At 58.1% G+C, this 16,963-nt stretch carries 12 protein-coding genes; 9 read left to right on the forward strand and 3 right to left on the reverse strand.

Going from position 1 to position 16,963, the window contains the following annotated elements; all coding sequences use genetic code 11:
- Positions 1-54: 54 nt before the first annotated feature.
- Together VEH04_08930 and VEH04_08935 are read right to left on the reverse strand one after the other, a co-directional pair.
- Positions 55-1,122, reverse strand: coding sequence for a class I fructose-bisphosphate aldolase (locus VEH04_08930; GenBank protein ID HYG22892.1), 1,068 nt, complete (start codon positions 1,120-1,122; stop codon positions 55-57).
- A 163-nt stretch (positions 1,123-1,285) separates the two neighbouring features.
- Positions 1,286-1,705 (reverse strand): thioesterase family protein, encoded by a 420-nt coding sequence (locus VEH04_08935; GenBank protein ID HYG22893.1) that lies wholly within the window; start codon positions 1,703-1,705, stop codon positions 1,286-1,288.
- A gap of 437 nt (positions 1,706-2,142) precedes the next feature.
- Between VEH04_08935 and VEH04_08940 the strand changes: the two genes are divergently transcribed.
- The 7 genes from VEH04_08940 (at position 2,143) to galE (ending at position 10,533) form a co-directional block, all read left to right on the forward strand.
- On the forward strand, positions 2,143-2,538 hold the full coding sequence (locus VEH04_08940; GenBank protein ID HYG22894.1) for an Hsp20/alpha crystallin family protein: 396 nt from the start codon (positions 2,143-2,145) through the stop codon (positions 2,536-2,538).
- Between the two features lie 60 nt (positions 2,539-2,598).
- Complete coding sequence (gene lon / locus VEH04_08945) at positions 2,599-4,995, forward strand: endopeptidase La (GenBank protein HYG22895.1); 2,397 nt, start codon at positions 2,599-2,601, stop codon at positions 4,993-4,995.
- A complete protein-coding gene (locus VEH04_08950) occupies positions 4,992-5,756 on the forward strand; it encodes an outer membrane lipoprotein-sorting protein (GenBank protein ID HYG22896.1) in 765 nt (254 codons plus the stop codon). The genes lon and VEH04_08950 overlap by 4 nt, the downstream gene beginning before the upstream one ends.
- Positions 5,757-5,910: 154 nt before the next feature.
- Positions 5,911-6,492, forward strand: a complete 582-nt coding sequence (locus tag VEH04_08955) for a hypothetical protein (GenBank protein HYG22897.1) — start codon at positions 5,911-5,913, stop codon at positions 6,490-6,492.
- On the forward strand, positions 6,489-7,322 hold the full coding sequence (locus tag VEH04_08960) for a hypothetical protein (GenBank protein ID HYG22898.1): 834 nt from the start codon (positions 6,489-6,491) through the stop codon (positions 7,320-7,322). Before VEH04_08955 ends, VEH04_08960 begins: the two co-directional genes overlap by 4 nt.
- The gene (locus VEH04_08965; protein HYG22899.1) at positions 7,291-9,492 is read left to right on the forward strand and encodes a PPC domain-containing protein; all 2,202 of its coding nucleotides are present in this window, start codon (positions 7,291-7,293) and stop codon (positions 9,490-9,492) included. The genes VEH04_08960 and VEH04_08965 overlap by 32 nt, the downstream gene beginning before the upstream one ends.
- Before the next feature lie 69 nt (positions 9,493-9,561).
- Entirely contained in the window at positions 9,562-10,533 is a 972-nt protein-coding gene (galE, locus tag VEH04_08970; GenBank protein HYG22900.1) for a UDP-glucose 4-epimerase GalE, read from the forward strand.
- Between the two features lie 6 nt (positions 10,534-10,539).
- On the opposite strand, the gene VEH04_08975 is transcribed toward galE, so the two are convergent.
- The gene (locus VEH04_08975) at positions 10,540-11,439 is read right to left on the reverse strand and encodes an SCO family protein (protein ID HYG22901.1); all 900 of its coding nucleotides are present in this window, start codon (positions 11,437-11,439) and stop codon (positions 10,540-10,542) included.
- A gap of 140 nt (positions 11,440-11,579) precedes the next feature.
- Between VEH04_08975 and VEH04_08980 the strand changes: the two genes are divergently transcribed.
- Together VEH04_08980 and VEH04_08985 are read left to right on the forward strand one after the other, a co-directional pair.
- Positions 11,580-16,595, forward strand: coding sequence for an Ig-like domain-containing protein (locus VEH04_08980; GenBank protein HYG22902.1), 5,016 nt, complete (start codon positions 11,580-11,582; stop codon positions 16,593-16,595).
- Between the two features lie 63 nt (positions 16,596-16,658).
- Positions 16,659-16,963 (forward strand): SDR family NAD(P)-dependent oxidoreductase (locus tag VEH04_08985; protein ID HYG22903.1); only part of this gene is annotated, 305 nt, incomplete at its 3' end.

Consider the following 16,963-nt stretch of genomic DNA (forward strand, 5'->3'; position numbering starts at 1 on the left):
GCCCCCAACCCCGGTCACGCACCCAACAGCGTGACCAAATCCATGTGTCGACGGTCAGGCGACCGTGACTTCGTTATTCGTGTAGACGTCCTGGATGGCATTGAGCAGTTGAACGCCTTCCTTAAGCGGGCGCTGGAACGCCTTGCGTCCCGAAATCAGCCCCATCCCGCCGGCCCGCTTGTTCACGACCGCTGTCATGACTGCCTGTTCCAGGTCGCCCTTGCCCTTTGACTCACCGCCGGAGTTGATCAAACCGGCGCGACCCATGTAACAATTCGCAACCTGGTATCGGCAGAGATCGATTGGATGTTCACTGGCAAGTTCAGAATAAATCCGCTTGTCGAACTTGCCGTAGCTGGATCCGCCCATGTTGAGCGCATCGAACCCGCCGTTGTTCTCAGGCAGCTTCTGCTTGATGATGTCGGCCTGGATCGTGACTCCAAGGTGATTGGCCTGGCCTGTGAGGTCGGCTGCAACGTGGAAGTCCTTGCCGTCCTTTTTGAAGGCATTGTTTCGCAGATAGCACCAAAGCACTGTCGCCATGCCGAGTTCGTGTGCCATGTGGAACGCTTGCGCCACTTCAACGATCTGGCGAGCGCTTTCAGGGGAGCCGAAATAAATCGTCGCTCCGACCGCGGCGCAACCCATGTCTGCCGCTTCCTTCAAGGTGCCGTAAAGGATTTGATCGGCCTTGTTCGGGAACGTGAGCAACTCGTTGTGGTTGATCTTCACCATGAACGGAATACGATGCGCATACTTGCGCGCCGTCATTCCAAGCACCCCGTACGTGGAAGCCACTGCATTGCAGCCGCCTTCGAGCGCGAGCTTCACGATGTTTTCGGGATCAAAGTAATCCGGATTCTTCGCGAAACTGGCGCCGCCGGAATGTTCAATTCCCTGGTCAACCGGGAGGATGCTCAGATAACCCGTGCCTGCGAGGCGTCCTGATCCGAACAGCCGCTGAAGATTCACCAGCACGCGATTATTGCGATCCGACGCACCAAACACGCGCTCCACGAAATCCGAACCCGGAAGGTGCAGACGATCTTTTGAGATTTTCGGGCTGTTGAACCCGAGCAGATATTCGGCCTTGTCGCCGAGCAGTTGTGCAATTTGTGCCATAAATTCTTTTGGTCCGTGCAACCCCGGGGGCGTTCTCGCCCGTTGTTTGGGCAGCGCCCCGGCTGCCGCTCATTCAATGCGAATCAGCGGACGCAACCTAGCATTGGAACGGAGCAGTGCACTGCCGATTCTGGCATTTCTTACGCATAAATTGCCGATGCGGCTATGTCGCGATAGGAGGCCGCAGAAGCGGCTGCAGCTTCGCAGCTAAGTCGGGCGGAAGGCGCTGCAGCTTTCCGTCAAGATCAGTGCAGACGTGACACGTTTCCGCCAGGAGAATTTCATCGGCATCGAGCGTGATGCTATAACCAAAATTCAGGCGAACGCGTTCAGCGACTGCTGGCCAAATTTCAACGGTCACAACGTCGTCGTAACGGGCGGGACGGCGGTAACGGAGACGACATTCGACAACAGGAAAGATGGTTCCCTGCTCCTGCAGTTGAAGGAATGGGAATCCGATCTCGCGAAAGAATTCGCCCCGGGCGCTTTCGAGAAAGTCGAGGTAGCGCGCGTAATAAACGTGATTGCCCGCGGTACAATCGGCGTAGGTGACGCGGTGCGAATACTTGAATATGCGAGCCATCGGTCGTTGTTTGTTGGCGTTTCCGGGCAGCCTTCCGAGTTCGAAGCGGAAAGTCCAATGCGAATCCGCGCAGGCGTTTTGCGATCAACGCACAACTAAAACCGCCGTTGGCAGACTATCAGAGACCAAATCCTAGTTGCGGTACGGGGGTTTGGCGCTACATTGCGACCATGGATTGGCAGCAGCTGGCTTCTCTGGCCATTGTGTTTACTGCCGCGGCACTCCTGCTGCGGAGCAAAATTCACCGTCCGAAATTCCGTTTAGCCCGTCACTCCCCGTGCGGCTGCAGTGGAAAACAGATGACCAATCCGCCTCCGACCGTCATTTACCGCGCCAGGAAAGGCGACCGGCCGACAATTACCATCAGGCCCAACTGACCCCGTTCTTGCAGTGAAAAGTTCATTTGGATATTTTCCTCTGGAATGGCCATGTGCAAAGTGAGTTCGTCTGTCCATTTCGTGTCCCGGTCCGCCTCCGTGCAGGGCAAGGCGCACTGGGTTCCCAACACGGACATGTACGAGACCGAAAACGGTCTGGTGATCAAGGTCGAGCTGGCAGGAATGCGGAGCGATAACCTTGAAATCACGGTCGAAGGCAATCGCCTGCGCATCAGCGGTAATCGGCCCGATGGTTGTCGCGCGCCGAAGTGCAGCTTCCTGATGATGGAGATCAACTACGGCCCGTTCGAAAGCGTTCTCGAGCTGCCACCAGGCTCGGGGTATGACCTGAGCCAGGCCAAAGCAGCGTATTTAAACGGCTTTTTGCGGATTGACGTGCCCTTGGCGCAGTCGCAGACGAAAAGCACCAGGGTGCCTATTGCCGAGGGAAATTAAACTTCCTCCGATTCCTTTTCCGGGCGGCGGCATCTACTAACAGCAGAAAACGACGCGACGATGACTTCGCCGGATACTGAGTTCATCAGCATTCTGGGCGCAGCCGGTAATCCGGAAGCGCCTGCACGTGTCTCCGCGCATTCGCTTCCAGACGTTCTTCCCATCTTGGGCCTTTCCGACATTGTTATTTTTCCAGGAATGGTCGCTCCCCTTCTGGTCGAGACACCCCAGAGCACCAAACTGATCGATGATGTTGTCGCGGGGGATCGCCTTCTCGGCGTGGCGCTGCAGCGCAAGCCCGAAGCGGAAAACCCGACGCCCGAGGAAATGCATGAGGTCGGGTGCGCCGCGCGGCTCCTCAAGATGCTGAAATTCCCCGACAACACCGTCCGCGTCCTGGTTGAGGGCTTGTGGCGCATCCGCATCAAGGAATACACGGGCGACGCCCCCTACCTGAACGCGAAGTTTGAGTTGATGAAGGATGTCGCGGATGACTCCGTGGAACTGACCGCGATGATGCGCAACGCGCAGGGACAATTCCAGGAGATCATCAAGCTTTCCCCTGCCCTCTCCGAACAGGTGAAGATCGCGGCGCTGAACACCGAGGACCCGGGACATTTCACGGACCTGATTGCCGTCAACCTGAACCTCAGCCTTGAAGAACGGCAGAAGCTCCTGGAAACGACATCAGTCAAAGAGCGTCTGCAATTCCTCCTGCCGATGCTTAACCGCGAGCATGAAGTGCTCACGTTGAGCTCGAAGATTCAAACGGAAGTCGCCACATCCATTTCAAAAACGCAGCGCGATTTTTTCCTGCGCGAGCAGTTGCGCGCCATCCAGCGCGAATTGGGTGAAACAGATCCCAACTCCACTGAGCTGAGCGGGCTGCAGGATCGGATCGCACGCACCGCGATGCCTGACGAGGTCCGGCAAACTGCCACTCAGGAACTCGAACGGCTGCAGCAGATCCCGCCGGCCGCCGCTGAATATTCCGTCACGCGCCATTACCTCGACTGGATTCTCGGGCTTCCGTGGCAGAAGGAAACCGAGGACAAGCTCGACATCAAGGAAGCCGAACGCATTCTGAACCAGCAGCATTTCGGGCTCAGCAAGGTTAAGGATCGCCTGCTGGAATTTCTCGCAGTGATCAAACGACGAAAGGAAATTAAAGGGCCCATCCTTTGCCTCGTCGGGCCGCCAGGCGTCGGAAAAACTTCGCTGGGCCGCAGCGTGGCGGACGCTCTCGGTCGCAAGTTCGCGCGCATCGCGCTGGGTGGCATGCGCGACGAAGCAGAGATTCGCGGACATCGCCGCACCTATGTCGGCGCGCTCCCTGGCCGCATCATCCAGACGTTAAAGCGCGTGGAGAGCCGCAATCCAGTGATCCTCCTGGACGAACTGGACAAGGTCGGATCAGATTTCCGGGGCGATCCCGCGTCAGCATTGCTTGAAGTGCTCGATCCGGCGCAAAACAACACGTTCACGGATTACTATATTGACCTGCCGTTCGACCTTTCACGCGTGCTGTTTCTGACAACCGCAAACTGGCTCGATCCCATCCATCCCGCGCTCCGCGACCGCCTTGAAGTCATTGAACTCCCCAGTTACACGGAATCGGAGAAGCTGCAGATCGCGAAGCAATACCTCGTTCCGCGACAGCTGGAAGAACACGGCTTGAAGAAAAGCGAAGTGCGCATTCCTGATACAACGGTTCGCCGCGTGATCCTTGATTACACGCGTGAGGCCGGGGTGCGGCAATTGGAACGCGAGATTGCGGCACTCGCACGCAAGGCAACCCGGCAAATCGTCAGCAACGGGGAGGTCGAGAAGCCACTGGTCATCGCGCCCGAACGCGTGAAGGAATTCCTCGGCTCGCCGCGCTTTGTCTCGGAAGTGGCCGAAAACATCAAAGAAATCGGCATCGCAACGGGCATGGCATGGACTCCTGTTGGCGGGGAAGTGATGTTCATCGAAGCCACGCGCATGCCAGGCAAGGGTGGTTTGCTCCTGACGGGTTCGCTAGGCGACGTGATGAAGGAGAGCGCGCAGACAGCGATGAGCTACCTGCGCAGCCAGGCAAAGTCGCTCGGCATGGATGTCGAAGATCACAGCAAATACGACATTCACATTCACGTGCCGGCCGGCGCGACGCCCAAGGACGGCCCAAGCGCCGGGGTGACGCTGCTCGTTGCCCTGGCATCGCTGCTGACCCGCAAGCGCGTCAAGTCGCAGGTGTCAATGACTGGCGAAATCAGCCTGCGCGGACGCGTCCTGCGCGTGGGTGGCATCAAGGAAAAGGTGCTCGCCGCGTCACGATTTGGAATCAAGGAAGTCGTTCTGCCGGAGCAAAACAAACTAGATTGGGAAGATGTTCCCGAAGAGGTTCGGAAGAAGCTGACGGTTCATTTCGTCCGCCACATTTCAGAGCTGCTTCCGCTCACGCTCCACACCAAATGAGCCGCTCACTTTGGATATCAGCCGCTGCAGTTTTGATTGCAGGAATGGTCGAGGCCGCACAGCCGGTTGTATTGTCGCGCGAACAAGGCGAACGCGAAGGGCGTCAACTCGCCGAGGAGATGCGTTCGATGCGCCCCGAAAAGCCTTCGGCAAGTTCGGGAGTGCTCACAATCAAACGCGGCAGCAACCCTGCGACCACGGTTCCGATTCGCTTCGACATCAAGCCCTACAAGCGGAATTGGATCACAACCTATGAGGCGGCAGGAGTGCAGAAAGGCATTTCCCGATTGACCGTCACGCATCAGGACGGCGGGACGAATGCCTACGTTGTCGTTGAGAACGGCGCCGAGAAGCGGCTTGCCGGATCCGAAACCATGGTTTCATTCGCGGGCTCTGACTTCTGGGTTGCGGATCTCGGACTGGAATTTCTGGCATGGCCCGGCCAACGAATCCTGCGCAAGGAAATCCGACGGGGACAATCCTGCAGCGTGCTGGAAAGCACGAATCCCAATCCCGAGCCGGGCACATACGTGCGTGTGCTTTCGTGGGTCGACATTGACACTGGCGGAATCGTCAATGCAGATGCGTTTGGCAACGAGCGGCGTCCCATAAAGGAATTTGCAGCGAAGTCCTTCAAGAAGATCGAGGGTCGTTGGGAACTGAAGGAGATCGAGATGTACGATCGCCGCTCCAACTCCCGGACCACCCTGACCTTCGACCTGAGAGCCGGCAAAACCCCGCCTGAAACTGGATCGCGCTGAGGGTTGTTCCTTGCCGCCAAGTTATTGCTGAATTGCGGACTCGTTCGCGCATCTCACGATCGAGATTTCTTGACCTTTCGCGATCGCGGGTGTGTTATCTCGCGTCAAGGCTGTGATGCGATCCTCCCCATGCAAAGTGTCCCGGGTGTTGCGCATGCGCACAGTTCTCGCGTTCTGCATCTGGCTTTCAGGGGCTTTCGCGGGATTTCCCGCAGAACGCGCGCCGTTTTCGGGCGCTTCGATTGTGGAGATCAAGTCGTTGGTTGCGCCGGTGGCTTACGATCCGAACGGGCATCCAAGTGTGATCGTTCGCGTTGATCGGGTGTTTCAAGGGTACAAGCGCAAGGGTTTTTTCACGATCGGCGCCTTTCCGGTTCCGATTGCCGAGGGCTTCTCGATTCAGGCGCGTGATGCCGAGGCACTGACACAGCTGAATTTGAATTCGATCCGAGCCGTCTGGGGCGAGCAGGTTCAAATCCGTGGATTTAAACTGCTGTTGGGAGACCAACAAATTCTCCAGGCACAAAATGCACAAGTCGATACGGGCGGAAGGATCACGCTTCGAAAAGGCCGCATCATCCTGCCAAACTTTCGCGAGGAGTTCGACAAGGCCACGTTGTGGGTCGGGGAAACAGCTCCTGGACGGCTCGCTTTCAACCTTCCACAACGCGCTGAAACGAATCTCTTTCAACTCGCCTGCAACCCAATCATCTCCACCAACGGGATTCTCCCATGAAACTGAAAGCGATTGCCACAGCCGTTCTCCTCGCCTGCTTCATCTTGAATGTCTCAGGGCAGACAGCAGACGACCACGTCGCCTGGGGCCGGGCCCATCTGGCGGATGGGCAATTGCCCGCGGCGAATGCATCGTTTGCGGCCGCGGTGTCGATCGAGCCCGGGCACCCGGTCGCCAATACACTTTTCGGCATCACTCGCCTCCTGGTGCTCCCCAATCGGAACTCAGTGAAAACCCTGCTCGATCGCTCAGGTGTCGAAGCTGAAGGACGCGATGTGCTGAACTGGACCGCAGAAATTCTGCGCTCCAGAGACGGCCTGCCACTCATCGCATCGGGCATGAACAGCGTCGAGTTTGTTGCAGTTCTCCAAGGGGTTGTCCTTTCCGAAATCAGGGCAGCACAAGCGAACATGGCGAACGTCGTTGATCCCAACTTTCTTTTAGCGCTTACAGCGGCGGAGACGCGCACCGTGAAGGTGACCCTGGATTACGGCGATATTCAGCTGATTCAAGCCGGGCTTCACGGGCTGGAATATGTGATTCGTTCGATGTCGCCGTGGAATCTCGAAGCAAACCTTTCGACGCTGAAGGCATGGCACGCATCGGGTGGCCTCAACGTGGAGCGCGTGCTGCGCGAGAATCCGCAACTGCTGACCTTTGCGACCACCAACGACTGGGTGCATGCGCGGGTGGCTTTGCTGGGCGCAATCGAACGTTACCAAGCCGCTTCCAGCTTTATCCGCAATCGGTCGCCACTCGCGGTTCGATTGTTCAACCTCGCGGACCGGGCGGTGCAGGATGAAGCTCGGGTTTCGCCAGGGGCTGAATGAACTGGCCGCGTCCCTGACGAACGCCGTGATCTTGTCTGCTTCCAGCAATGTCGTAATCCACCTCCAACGACAAGAGACCCTGCCTGCACCGCGCGACTTGCTGCCCGTTTTTGCAGGCAACACGTTCGCCGCAGGCACATGGCCCGATCCCACGTTCGGCGGCGTCGTCGATGGGTTGAGCCCTGCTGGGATCGACAACGCCGTTGCGCAGTGGATTCCCGCACTACCCTCAATGGGTGCGGGTGTGCCGACGGCGACCGGCCTGAAGTTCTCGGTGAACGTGGTTGAAGGGCGCGGTTACGTGGTCGAGACCTCCACAAACCTGGTGCATTGGAGCCCCCATTCTGCCTTTGTGTCCACCGCGCGGGAATGGACGCTGCCGGACAACATGGTTGCTGCAACCCGCCAGCGGTTCTATCGGATCCTCGACCGCACCGGAAACCTGCCTCCGCCACCCAACGATCTCTTCGCGAACAGCGAGTTGTTAAGCGGCAAGAACGCCGTTGTATCCGGATATGCCGACGGGGCAGATACCGAGATTGGCGAAGCCGGGTGGGGACGTTCCATCTGGTGGAGTTGGACTGCCCCCGAGTCGGGCTGGTACATCGTGCGCACAAAGAGCGGCCAGGCGAGGGTGTACAGAGGTCAAGCCGTGGCCGCCCTCAGTTTGGTGGCTTCTGGAAATCAACCATTTTACGCGCAGGCGGGATTGACTTACCACATCCGCGCTGAGAGCTGGGGGGAGACGGCGCCAGTTCAGTTTGTGCTGTCGACGGTGCCCGTCGTGTCCGTTGTGAGCCCGCAACCGTCGGGCGTGATTCCCTTCGGGAACGCCACAGTGTTTTCGATTCTCGCTCACGATGACGACACAATTAAGAGCATTGAACTGGTGATGAATGGAACGACTACGATCACGGCGTCCCAGCATCTTCTGCTGACAAACTCTCTTCCGCCTGGTGAATACGATTGTTATGTCCGTGCGGAAGACAGCTTCGGCGTCGCCTCTACAACGAACTTTGCGTTTCGCGTCGCCCCTGAAAACGACGCATTCGCCGATCGCATCCGAATTCCTGGCAACACGGCGCTCGCAAGCGGAAGCCAGCTCGGTGCTGGAAAAGAACCTGGAGAACCCGTGCACGGTTCTCAGGAACTCGGGCAATCCGTTTGGTGGTCCTGGGTTGCTCCAACAAACGGATTCGTCGCGGCATCATTATACAGGATCGCGGTATCGTATGAATATTATCCTTGGGACGAGCTGGACGTGGCAATCTTCACAGCAGGGCGGCCGGTTCTTGGCGTATATAGCGGTGACACGCGCACCCTTGTGGGGACCAACACCAGCCCGCTGTGGGGCGCCGCCGCCGCGGTTGGATTTGCTGCAGTGGCCGGCACTGAATACCACTTCGCAGTGGACGATGTTTCAGCAACGTGGGGACTTGTGCGGCTCTTGATCCACGGCCTGAGACCCTCCAACGACGACTTCTCACAAGGCATCGCATTGACCGGTTTCCCCATGACAACGAACGCTGCGAATGTCGGGGCCACCAATGAAAACGGCGAGCCCTTCCACGCGGGAGAAGCGCCGGTGCGGTCGTTGTGGTGGCGCTGGGTTGCGCCGTCAAACGGGCCAGTAGTGATCACCGCGCAAAGCCATGATGTCGCCGCGCCGGTCGGGAATCCAAGACTCGCCGTTTATACCGGGTCGAGCCTTTCCAACCTGACACCTGTCGTGAGTGCTGCCGCTTCGCTAGAAGGCGGTGCGGCACAGGTTACTTTCAACGCAGTCACGGGCGTCGGCTATCACATTGCCGTTGACGACACCGATTTTGAAGGGGATGTGCGTCTGACACTCGGTCCGGCACCTGCGACCACATTGTCGAGCGGCCAACGCCTGGATCATCTTTATGCTCCGCAAGGGACATTGACCTATTACAAATTCACGGTTGCTCCGGGCAGGGAATGGTTTCGGGTGACCACGTTTGGTGGCTATGGGGATTGTGATGTCTATGTGCGACATGCAGCACAGCCGACCTTCGCCGAGTGGGATCACCGACCGCTTTTGGACGGCAACGATGAAGAGGTGACAGTGGCGAATCCAGCCGCGGGCGAATGGCATGTGATGGTGCATGCATACGGACCCTATTTGGGCGTATCTCTCCTGCTTCAGTGATTCAAGACGCGGAAAGCACCCTACAACGTTTTTATTGAACTTTGTAGCGGCGCCTCATAGTGATACCGGATGCATGTTTTCGTCACTGGCGGTGCGGGTTACATCGGATCCATTTGCGCTGAAGAACTGCTCAACGCTGGCCACAACGTTACGGTTTATGACAATCTTACCGAGGGCCATCGATCCGCTGTCGACACCCGGGCGAACTTTATTCACGCCCGCCCGGAAGAGGAGGGAAACATCCTCGAAGCCGTGCGCTCCACCCGCCCCGATGCGGTCATGCACTTCGCCGCAAACGCGCTTGTCGGCGAGTCGATGACCAACCCGAAAAAGTATTTCCACAACAATCTGGTCAACGCCCTCAAGCTTGCGGATGCCGCTGTTGAATGCGGTGTGAAGAAGTTCGTTTTCAGTTCCACCTGTGCCACATACGGACCGCCCGACCGCGTGCCAATGACGGAAGATCTTCCCCAGCGGCCGATCAACCCCTACGGCGAATCCAAGCTCATGTTTGAGAAGGTGCTGATCTGGTACCGCGAAATCTACCAGCTCGATTTCATCGCCTTCCGCTATTTCAACGCGGCTGGAGCGAGCGAAAAATTCGGCGAACATCATCGGATCGAAACGCACCTGATCCCGAATGTCCTCATGGTTGCCCTCGGCCAGAAAACACATTGTGAAATCTTTGGCACGGATTACCCCACCCCGGACGGCACGTGCATCCGCGATTACATTCACATCAAGGATCTCGCCCAGGCGCATATTCTTGGGTTGCAGCCGGGCAAGAGCGGCTTCTACAACCTCGGCAACGGCGATGGCTACTCAGTGAAGGAGGTCATCGAGATGTGCGAGAAGGTCACGGGCAAGAAAATTCCTGTCATTGAAAAACCGCGCCGCGCTGGCGATCCTCCCAAGCTCATCGCTTCCGCAGCCAAGGCGATCAACGAACTCGGGTGGAAACCTCAGTTCCCGAAACTCCAGGACATCGTCGCGACTGCGTGGGCATGGCACCGCAAACATCCGAACGGTTATCGCGACTGATGGCTTCTACCGTGCCTGCCTAGGCGCCTGGTGCGCACGCAGCGCAGCGGTCATCTCGGCGGCGAGCACTTCCGGGTTCCACTCGTTGCCGATGAAAATCTTCTTCACGCGCCCGTCTGCATCGATCACCACCGTCCGAAGGTTGTGGTCGAAACCGCCGCGTTCGTCGCGCGAGAATTTGAGCCCCAGTTGATCGCAGATGGCGGTCACGTCAATCAGAGCGCCAGTCGCAAACGTCCACTGTGCCGGCTTCGCCTCGTAGTATTCCGCGAAACGGCTGAGGACTTGCGGAGTGTCAAACTCTGGATCGAAAGACAGCGAAAGCAGGTGCCAGTTTGTGGGTGCGAATTCGGATGCGAGCAATTTCGCCTGGGTCTCCCCAAAGTAACGCGCGGTCTGCGGGCAGAACGTCGGAAACGGACAGCGGGTGAAGAGGAAGTTGATCGCCCACACTTTGCCTTTGAAATCATCCGTGCTGAAAACCTTTCCAGCTTGGTTCGTAAAACTGTAAGGCGGAAGCCGATCCCCGACCTCCAGCGGCTCGACGTCTCGGACGAGCCGGAACGGCCCCGTCGTCGGCGGATCGTTTCGTTTCGGCCCAGTCACCTTCACTTGATCAATCCAGCCATAATTCTCCGTCACGATCATGCGGAAGCTCACGGGATGCCCTGCCTCGACTCCTGCGAGTTCGTTCGTGTCCTTCACGTCGAACGACATTGTCATCGGAGGCATGTAACCGGGGATTTCGTCGTGCTTGATCCGTATGGACTTTTCTTCCGGGGTCACTTCAACAACGAGACCGGTGACGTTGAAGACCTGCTGGTTCGTGGCGCTGCCCACGTTGCGCTGAGCTGCGAAGCCCTGCCCTGCGATGGCAAAAAGGATCAGAAATACAAACTGGCGCATAGCCCTAACCTGCCGCATTCGGAACAGCTTTGGCAAGGGCACTTGCGGCGCGTTCGCTCCAGGCGCCTTCACTGCGTGGTCGCGATTGAAACCCTGCCGCGTAATTTGATTGTGGCCCCTGGCATTGGAGAGTGAGAAGTATGGCCGTCATGCAAGGATGGACCCTGTCTCTATGGCGCGAACGATGGCTTCGCGCGCCAAGACCCCGGTTGCTCAACGTTTTATTCATCCGCTGCCTGATCCTGATGTGGGGGTTCTCCCCGGCGCGCGCTGACGAACCAGCCTCGCTGATTGATACGATGGTCCTGTACACGCCGTCTGCGAGGACGGGCGCTGGCGGAACCGCTGCGATCCGCCTTCAAATTGCACAGGCGGTGCGCGAGGCGAACGAGGTCTTCCAAAACAGCGGAGTTCATGCCCGCATCCGGCTGGTTCACGCCGGCATGACTTTCTACACGGAATCAGGCAGTGTCTCCACTGACATCATCCGCCTGCGGAACTCGTCGGATCGTCACATGGAGCATATGCACCGTTTGCGGAATCTATTCGCGGCCGACCTGGTGTGCCTGGTGACCGAGACGGGAGACGACTGGCTTTTCTACGGGATTCAAGGACCCGCGGCAAAGGACGCCTTCAGCATCGTGCGAAGGCCGCACCTGACGGGTAACTATTTTTTCCCTGTGGCATTGAGCTTCAACTTTGGATGCCAGACCGAGCGGGCGTATGCCGACAGCGAAGCTGCTTTTCCCTTTGCATACGGGCATACCTTTCTCACAGACCGCGGGTGGTTCAGCACCGTTGAAGCCTTTGCGGCAGAGCGGTTGCCGATCTTTTCGAACCCAAATATCTACATCTACAACGGCCGCGCGGGAATTCCTTTGCACCTGCCGGGGCCTGCGGACAACACCTCCGCACTGAACCAAACAGCGCCGCAGGTCGCCGCATTCCGTGGCCGAAGCATTCGGTCAATCCCACCGCATGTCAGCATCGTAACCCCGTCGGAACCAACGACGGCGAAACGAGGTGAAGGTCTAAAGTTCGAGGCGGTTGCCTCAGATCCCGATGGCAAGATCCAGCAACTGGATCTGTTCGCAGGTGACCAATGGATAGCGTCTGCAAAAGGTCCGCGCTTAACCACTTGGTGGAAGAAACCGCGCGTCGGGACCCATCGAGTCGTCGCGGTCGCGACGGACAACACCGGTGTTAGCACCGTCTCGGCTGCTGTGGGTGTCGAGATTCGGGCGGCGGCTGCGAACGACAAGTTCGCCAATCGACAGCGAATCGTCGGAACGAATGCAACGGTGCAGGCTTCAAATTGGGGCGCAACCAGCGAGCACGATGAGCCAAATCACGCGGAGGGACGCGCGAGGCATTCGCTTTGGTGGACATGGACAGCACCTGCCGATGGCCTTTTATGGGTGGACACGTCTGGAAGCAGTAACACGACGGTGGCAGCCATTTACAGAGGGAACCAGCTGTCAAATCTGCGCCCTGTTCCGCGGGACGATCTGGGCGGTGGCTTCCGCTGCAGGGTGTCCGCTGGAACGGTCTACCAGATTGCCATCGACAGCCTGTACCACTTTGCGGGCAATGTGTCGCTTCACCTCGTTTTCGGGCAGCGCGTTGCCAATGATGATTTTGAAAACCGCCAACTCCTGGCGGGCGCGCACGTTCAGACGGAAGGTTCGCTTGAATTTGGAACAGTCCAGGCCGGCGAGCCTGCTCCTTACGGTGTTGCCAAACACTCCCTCTGGTATTCCTGGACTGCCTCAGAAGCAGGTGTGCTGGATCTTAAACTCACGGGCGGGGACACCTGGTATCAACACGTCGCGGCTCTGCAGGGAGACTCCCTGACGAATCTCACGGTGCTGCCGGCAATCCTGTCTTCCGATGAATTTGGCTTTCGCGTTGAGCCTGGAGATTCCCTCCAGATCGTGGTGAATGGCCAGAACACCCCAGGAATCGATTGCGATGGCTGCAGGTTCAACCTGAAGCTGGATTTCTCGCCAAAGCCGGTGAACGACGATTTCGCAGACAGCCTGGAACTGGCCGGGGCACGCCAGATTGTGACGAACTCGATGCGCGCAGCCACATCTGAGGCGGGTGAAGGTACGGTGACCGATTCGTTATTTGGAAATTCAGTTTGGTGGCACTGGGTTGCTCCGGCGTCAGGACGGATCATCATCTCATCAACTCATTCGGTTTTCGAAACCTTCTTCCATGTTCGCACGGGCGATTCGATGCTCAACAGCACCCTCGTTGCCTACGGTTTGCCCCTAGCCATGGATGTCGTCGGTGGAACGCGTTACTCCATTGCCGCTCGCGGCAAGGCGGAGCAAGTGGTGATGAAGCTCCTCTTCTCGGGGCTCTTGTTGGCGAGCCCGGTAAACGGATCCAATTTTCCCGCGGGAAGTGACATTCCCATTCATGTGGCGGCGACGGAATTTGATGCACCGTTGACGCGAGTCGAATTCTTCGAAGGCGAGACGCTCCTGGGAATCGCCACTGATGTCCCTTTTTCAATGGTGTGGAGCAACGCCCCCGCAGGCGACCATCATCTCAAGGCCATTGCTTATGACATCAACGGCGAAACTCACACCTTGCCGGCCATTGAGTTCGCCGTGAATCCAACCAACGATAATGTCGCGAACGCCGCGTTGCTGGCGGGAACAGGGGTTTACGTTGAGGGCACCACAAGAGGAGCAACGCATGAAGCCGGTGAACGCGCCCACAGTGGGCCGAGCCTTAGTGGATCGGTCTGGTACTCGTGGACCGCGCCCAACAGCGGATCAATGACGGTCGCCCTGGACAGCGAATACCCGGGCTCGCCGGGCTTTGCCGTCTATGCGGACTCCCCCTCGCTGAACCCCGTTGTCTCCAGCCACCTTTGGCATGGTGCTTCGTTCATGGCATTGCAGGGGCGGAAGTATCTCATCGCGGTGGACCTGGTCGGATACCGGAGCGATTTTCGTCTTCACATTTCGGAACCGCCGCCCAACGACAAATTCTCCGATGCCATGCTGATCGCCTCAACAGGCGTGCTGATCACTGGCAGGAACACTGGCGCAACGTTGGAATCGAAAGAAAACAGTCATTCTCAATCAGGCGGACAATCTGTTTGGTGGAAATGGACAGCGCCGGTGGATGGTCGTTTGACGGTGACATCGCCCGTGCCATTCCGGCGATCGGAATTTCCTCCCACACTTCGGGCGTTCACAGGAAGCTCCATCTCGGCATTGACACCATTTTTGGGCGATTGGAATCCGTGGCAGCAGCCAGCGTTCGCGGTCACTGGCGGCACGACCTACGCCATTTGTGCAGATGGGCGGTGGGAACCAGAAGGCATCGCGTTCAGCCTGGCCTTTTTGCCGAATCCGTCGAACGACCTGTTTATCGCGGCGGCTGCGCTTGAAGGGACAAATGTCATCACGCATGGAAACTCGACCCTTGCGACGCTGGAACCCGGCGAACCGGATCACTTCCAGTTTCAGACCGAGCCCTCGCTTTGGTATTCGTGGACCGCGCCAGGACGCGGGCTTGTGACGCTGGGCGCGACGGGAACGAACGCTCCAAACGTCGCTGTTTACACAGGCACCCATTTCGGTGAGCTCAATCGTTTTGGACGCTTCTCCTTGAACAACCATCGGTTCCATACCGAGGCCGGCATTGCATACCGCTTTGCCGTTTGCGGCAACCCTGGAGAGTTTGAACTGGCCCTCCAGTTCTTCCCGGCACCGCCAAACGATCTTTTCGCGGCGCGAATTCCACTGGGTGGTTTCATGGCGACAGCGCAGGGCAACAGCCGGGTTTCGACGCGAGAACCGGGCGAACCCTGGCCTCCTTATTACGCATTCGATGGAACTGTTTGGTATTCTTGGGTTTCCCCGGCAAACGGGCGCGCCCGGGTTACGGCCGCTGAACATCCAATCGCCGTATACATGGGTTCAGCGCTGTCGAACCTTGTTTCCGTCACGGCTGCAAACTACGACCTCGTAACCTTCGATGCCCTGGCTGGCCGGCAATATGAAATCGCAATCGGAGGCGGGGTTTATCAGCCGGATTTTTTTGAACTGACGGTGCAATTTCCAAAGGTGCAACTCGTCGGGCCAACCAACGGCGCGCAATTTGCGTATGGAAGTCCCATACCGATGGTGGCAGGCACACTCGACCTTCACGGCACCATCAGGACGGTTGAGTTCCTGGATGGAAGCAACGTGGTCGCGACCGTGGCCGGGCCGCCATTTGAATTTGCATACGCGCACGCGGCAGCAGGCTTCCGTGCGCTGCGCGCGCGTGCCACCGACGAGAACGGCCTCGTGACGGAAGGCGATGCCGTTGAAATTACCGTGCGGCCGCCGAACGATGATTTCGCGCAACGGCTCACGCTTTCCGGCTCGTCCATCACGCTTTCGAGCAGCAATCAAACTGCGACTTCGGAACCGCTGGAACGGCTTCCCCTCGGCGCGCTCGGAAACACGGTTTGGTGGTCCTGGACCGCGCCCGCCAGTGGCCAGGTCACCGTCACAAACACCGGGTTTGCATCCGGCTTTTTCGGTTTGAATCACCCCCTTCTTTCGACTTTCACAGCGGTGTCCGATTTCTCCGTCATTATCGATGTTCTGCTGCCGGAATCGCCTGAATACGGTTTCAGCCAGGGACCGGTTGTGGCGGTCTATACTGGATCGGAGCTGGCGAACCTGACGCTAAAGGGCAGCAACACGGTGCAACACTGCGCGAGCTGTGAATGGAGGCAATTTCCCTCATTCACCTTTGATGCTGTCGCGGATGCCACGTATTTCATCTCAGTGGATGGCCTGAACAGCAGCAGCGGCGTGACGACGGTGAGTCTCGAACTGGATGCGGAACAGGCGATGTATAGCGGCGCACCGATTCTCCTTCCATTGACGCTTTCCCTCGCCAGCGCCACGAATCTTCAAACCGGTCACATGGTAAAACTCAAAGGGCTTTCCGGAACGGGGCCCGTTGTGATTTACGCCACGACCAACCTGGCGGAATGGGATGTTGTCTGGAGCAACTCTCCTCCGGCATCTCAATTTGAATTCCACGATCCTCAATCCGTCGGCGAAGCTGGGCGGTTTTACAAGGCGATCCAGCTTCAGCCTGGGAGCCACTCCAACAGCCTGCACAGACGGTAATCTGCGGCCAGGCACGGGCAGCGGGATTGCGCATCGCCGCATCCAGGGTCATGATGCGACCGCATGAACCAGTGGGCTCTCATTACAGGGGCTTCGTCGGGAATCGGGCGCGAACTCGCACAGATCTTCGCCGCGCATTCCTTCAATGTCATCATTGCCGGACGCAATCTGCCGCGACTGCGGGAGGTCGCCGGGGAAGTGCACGGGCAAAACGGCGTCGAGACGCGCATCGTGGAGCAGGATCTTTCAGCCCCTGGCGCAGGAGCCAGGGTGTTCGAAGCTGTCGCGGACATTGAAGTAGACGTGCTCGTCAACAACGCGGGACTCGGGTTCTACGGCGACTTCGTGGATCGAACGCTTGAGGAGCA

The sequence above is a fragment of the Verrucomicrobiia bacterium genome (assembly GCA_035629175.1).
In the GTDB taxonomy this organism is placed as follows: Bacteria; Verrucomicrobiota; Verrucomicrobiia; order Limisphaerales; family DASXHY01; genus DASXHY01.

Excerpts from the sequence above, each read along its gene's own strand:
- VEH04_08930 (HYG22892.1), bottom strand. The coding sequence starts at position 1,122 with ATGGCACAAATTGCACAACTGCTCGGCGACAAGGCCGAATATCTGCTC.
- VEH04_08935 (HYG22893.1), bottom strand. The coding sequence starts at position 1,705 with ATGGCTCGCATATTCAAGTATTCGCACCGCGTCACCTACGCCGATTGT.
- lon (HYG22895.1), top strand. The coding sequence starts at position 2,599 with ATGACTTCGCCGGATACTGAGTTCATCAGCATTCTGGGCGCAGCCGGT.
- VEH04_08950 (HYG22896.1), top strand. The coding sequence starts at position 4,992 with ATGAGCCGCTCACTTTGGATATCAGCCGCTGCAGTTTTGATTGCAGGA.
- VEH04_08955 (HYG22897.1), top strand. The coding sequence starts at position 5,911 with ATGCGCACAGTTCTCGCGTTCTGCATCTGGCTTTCAGGGGCTTTCGCG.
- VEH04_08960 (HYG22898.1), top strand. The coding sequence starts at position 6,489 with ATGAAACTGAAAGCGATTGCCACAGCCGTTCTCCTCGCCTGCTTCATC.
- VEH04_08965 (HYG22899.1), top strand. The coding sequence starts at position 7,291 with ATGAAGCTCGGGTTTCGCCAGGGGCTGAATGAACTGGCCGCGTCCCTG.
- galE (HYG22900.1), top strand. The coding sequence starts at position 9,562 with ATGCATGTTTTCGTCACTGGCGGTGCGGGTTACATCGGATCCATTTGC.
- VEH04_08975 (HYG22901.1), bottom strand. The coding sequence starts at position 11,439 with ATGCGCCAGTTTGTATTTCTGATCCTTTTTGCCATCGCAGGGCAGGGC.
- VEH04_08980 (HYG22902.1), top strand. The coding sequence starts at position 11,580 with ATGGCCGTCATGCAAGGATGGACCCTGTCTCTATGGCGCGAACGATGG.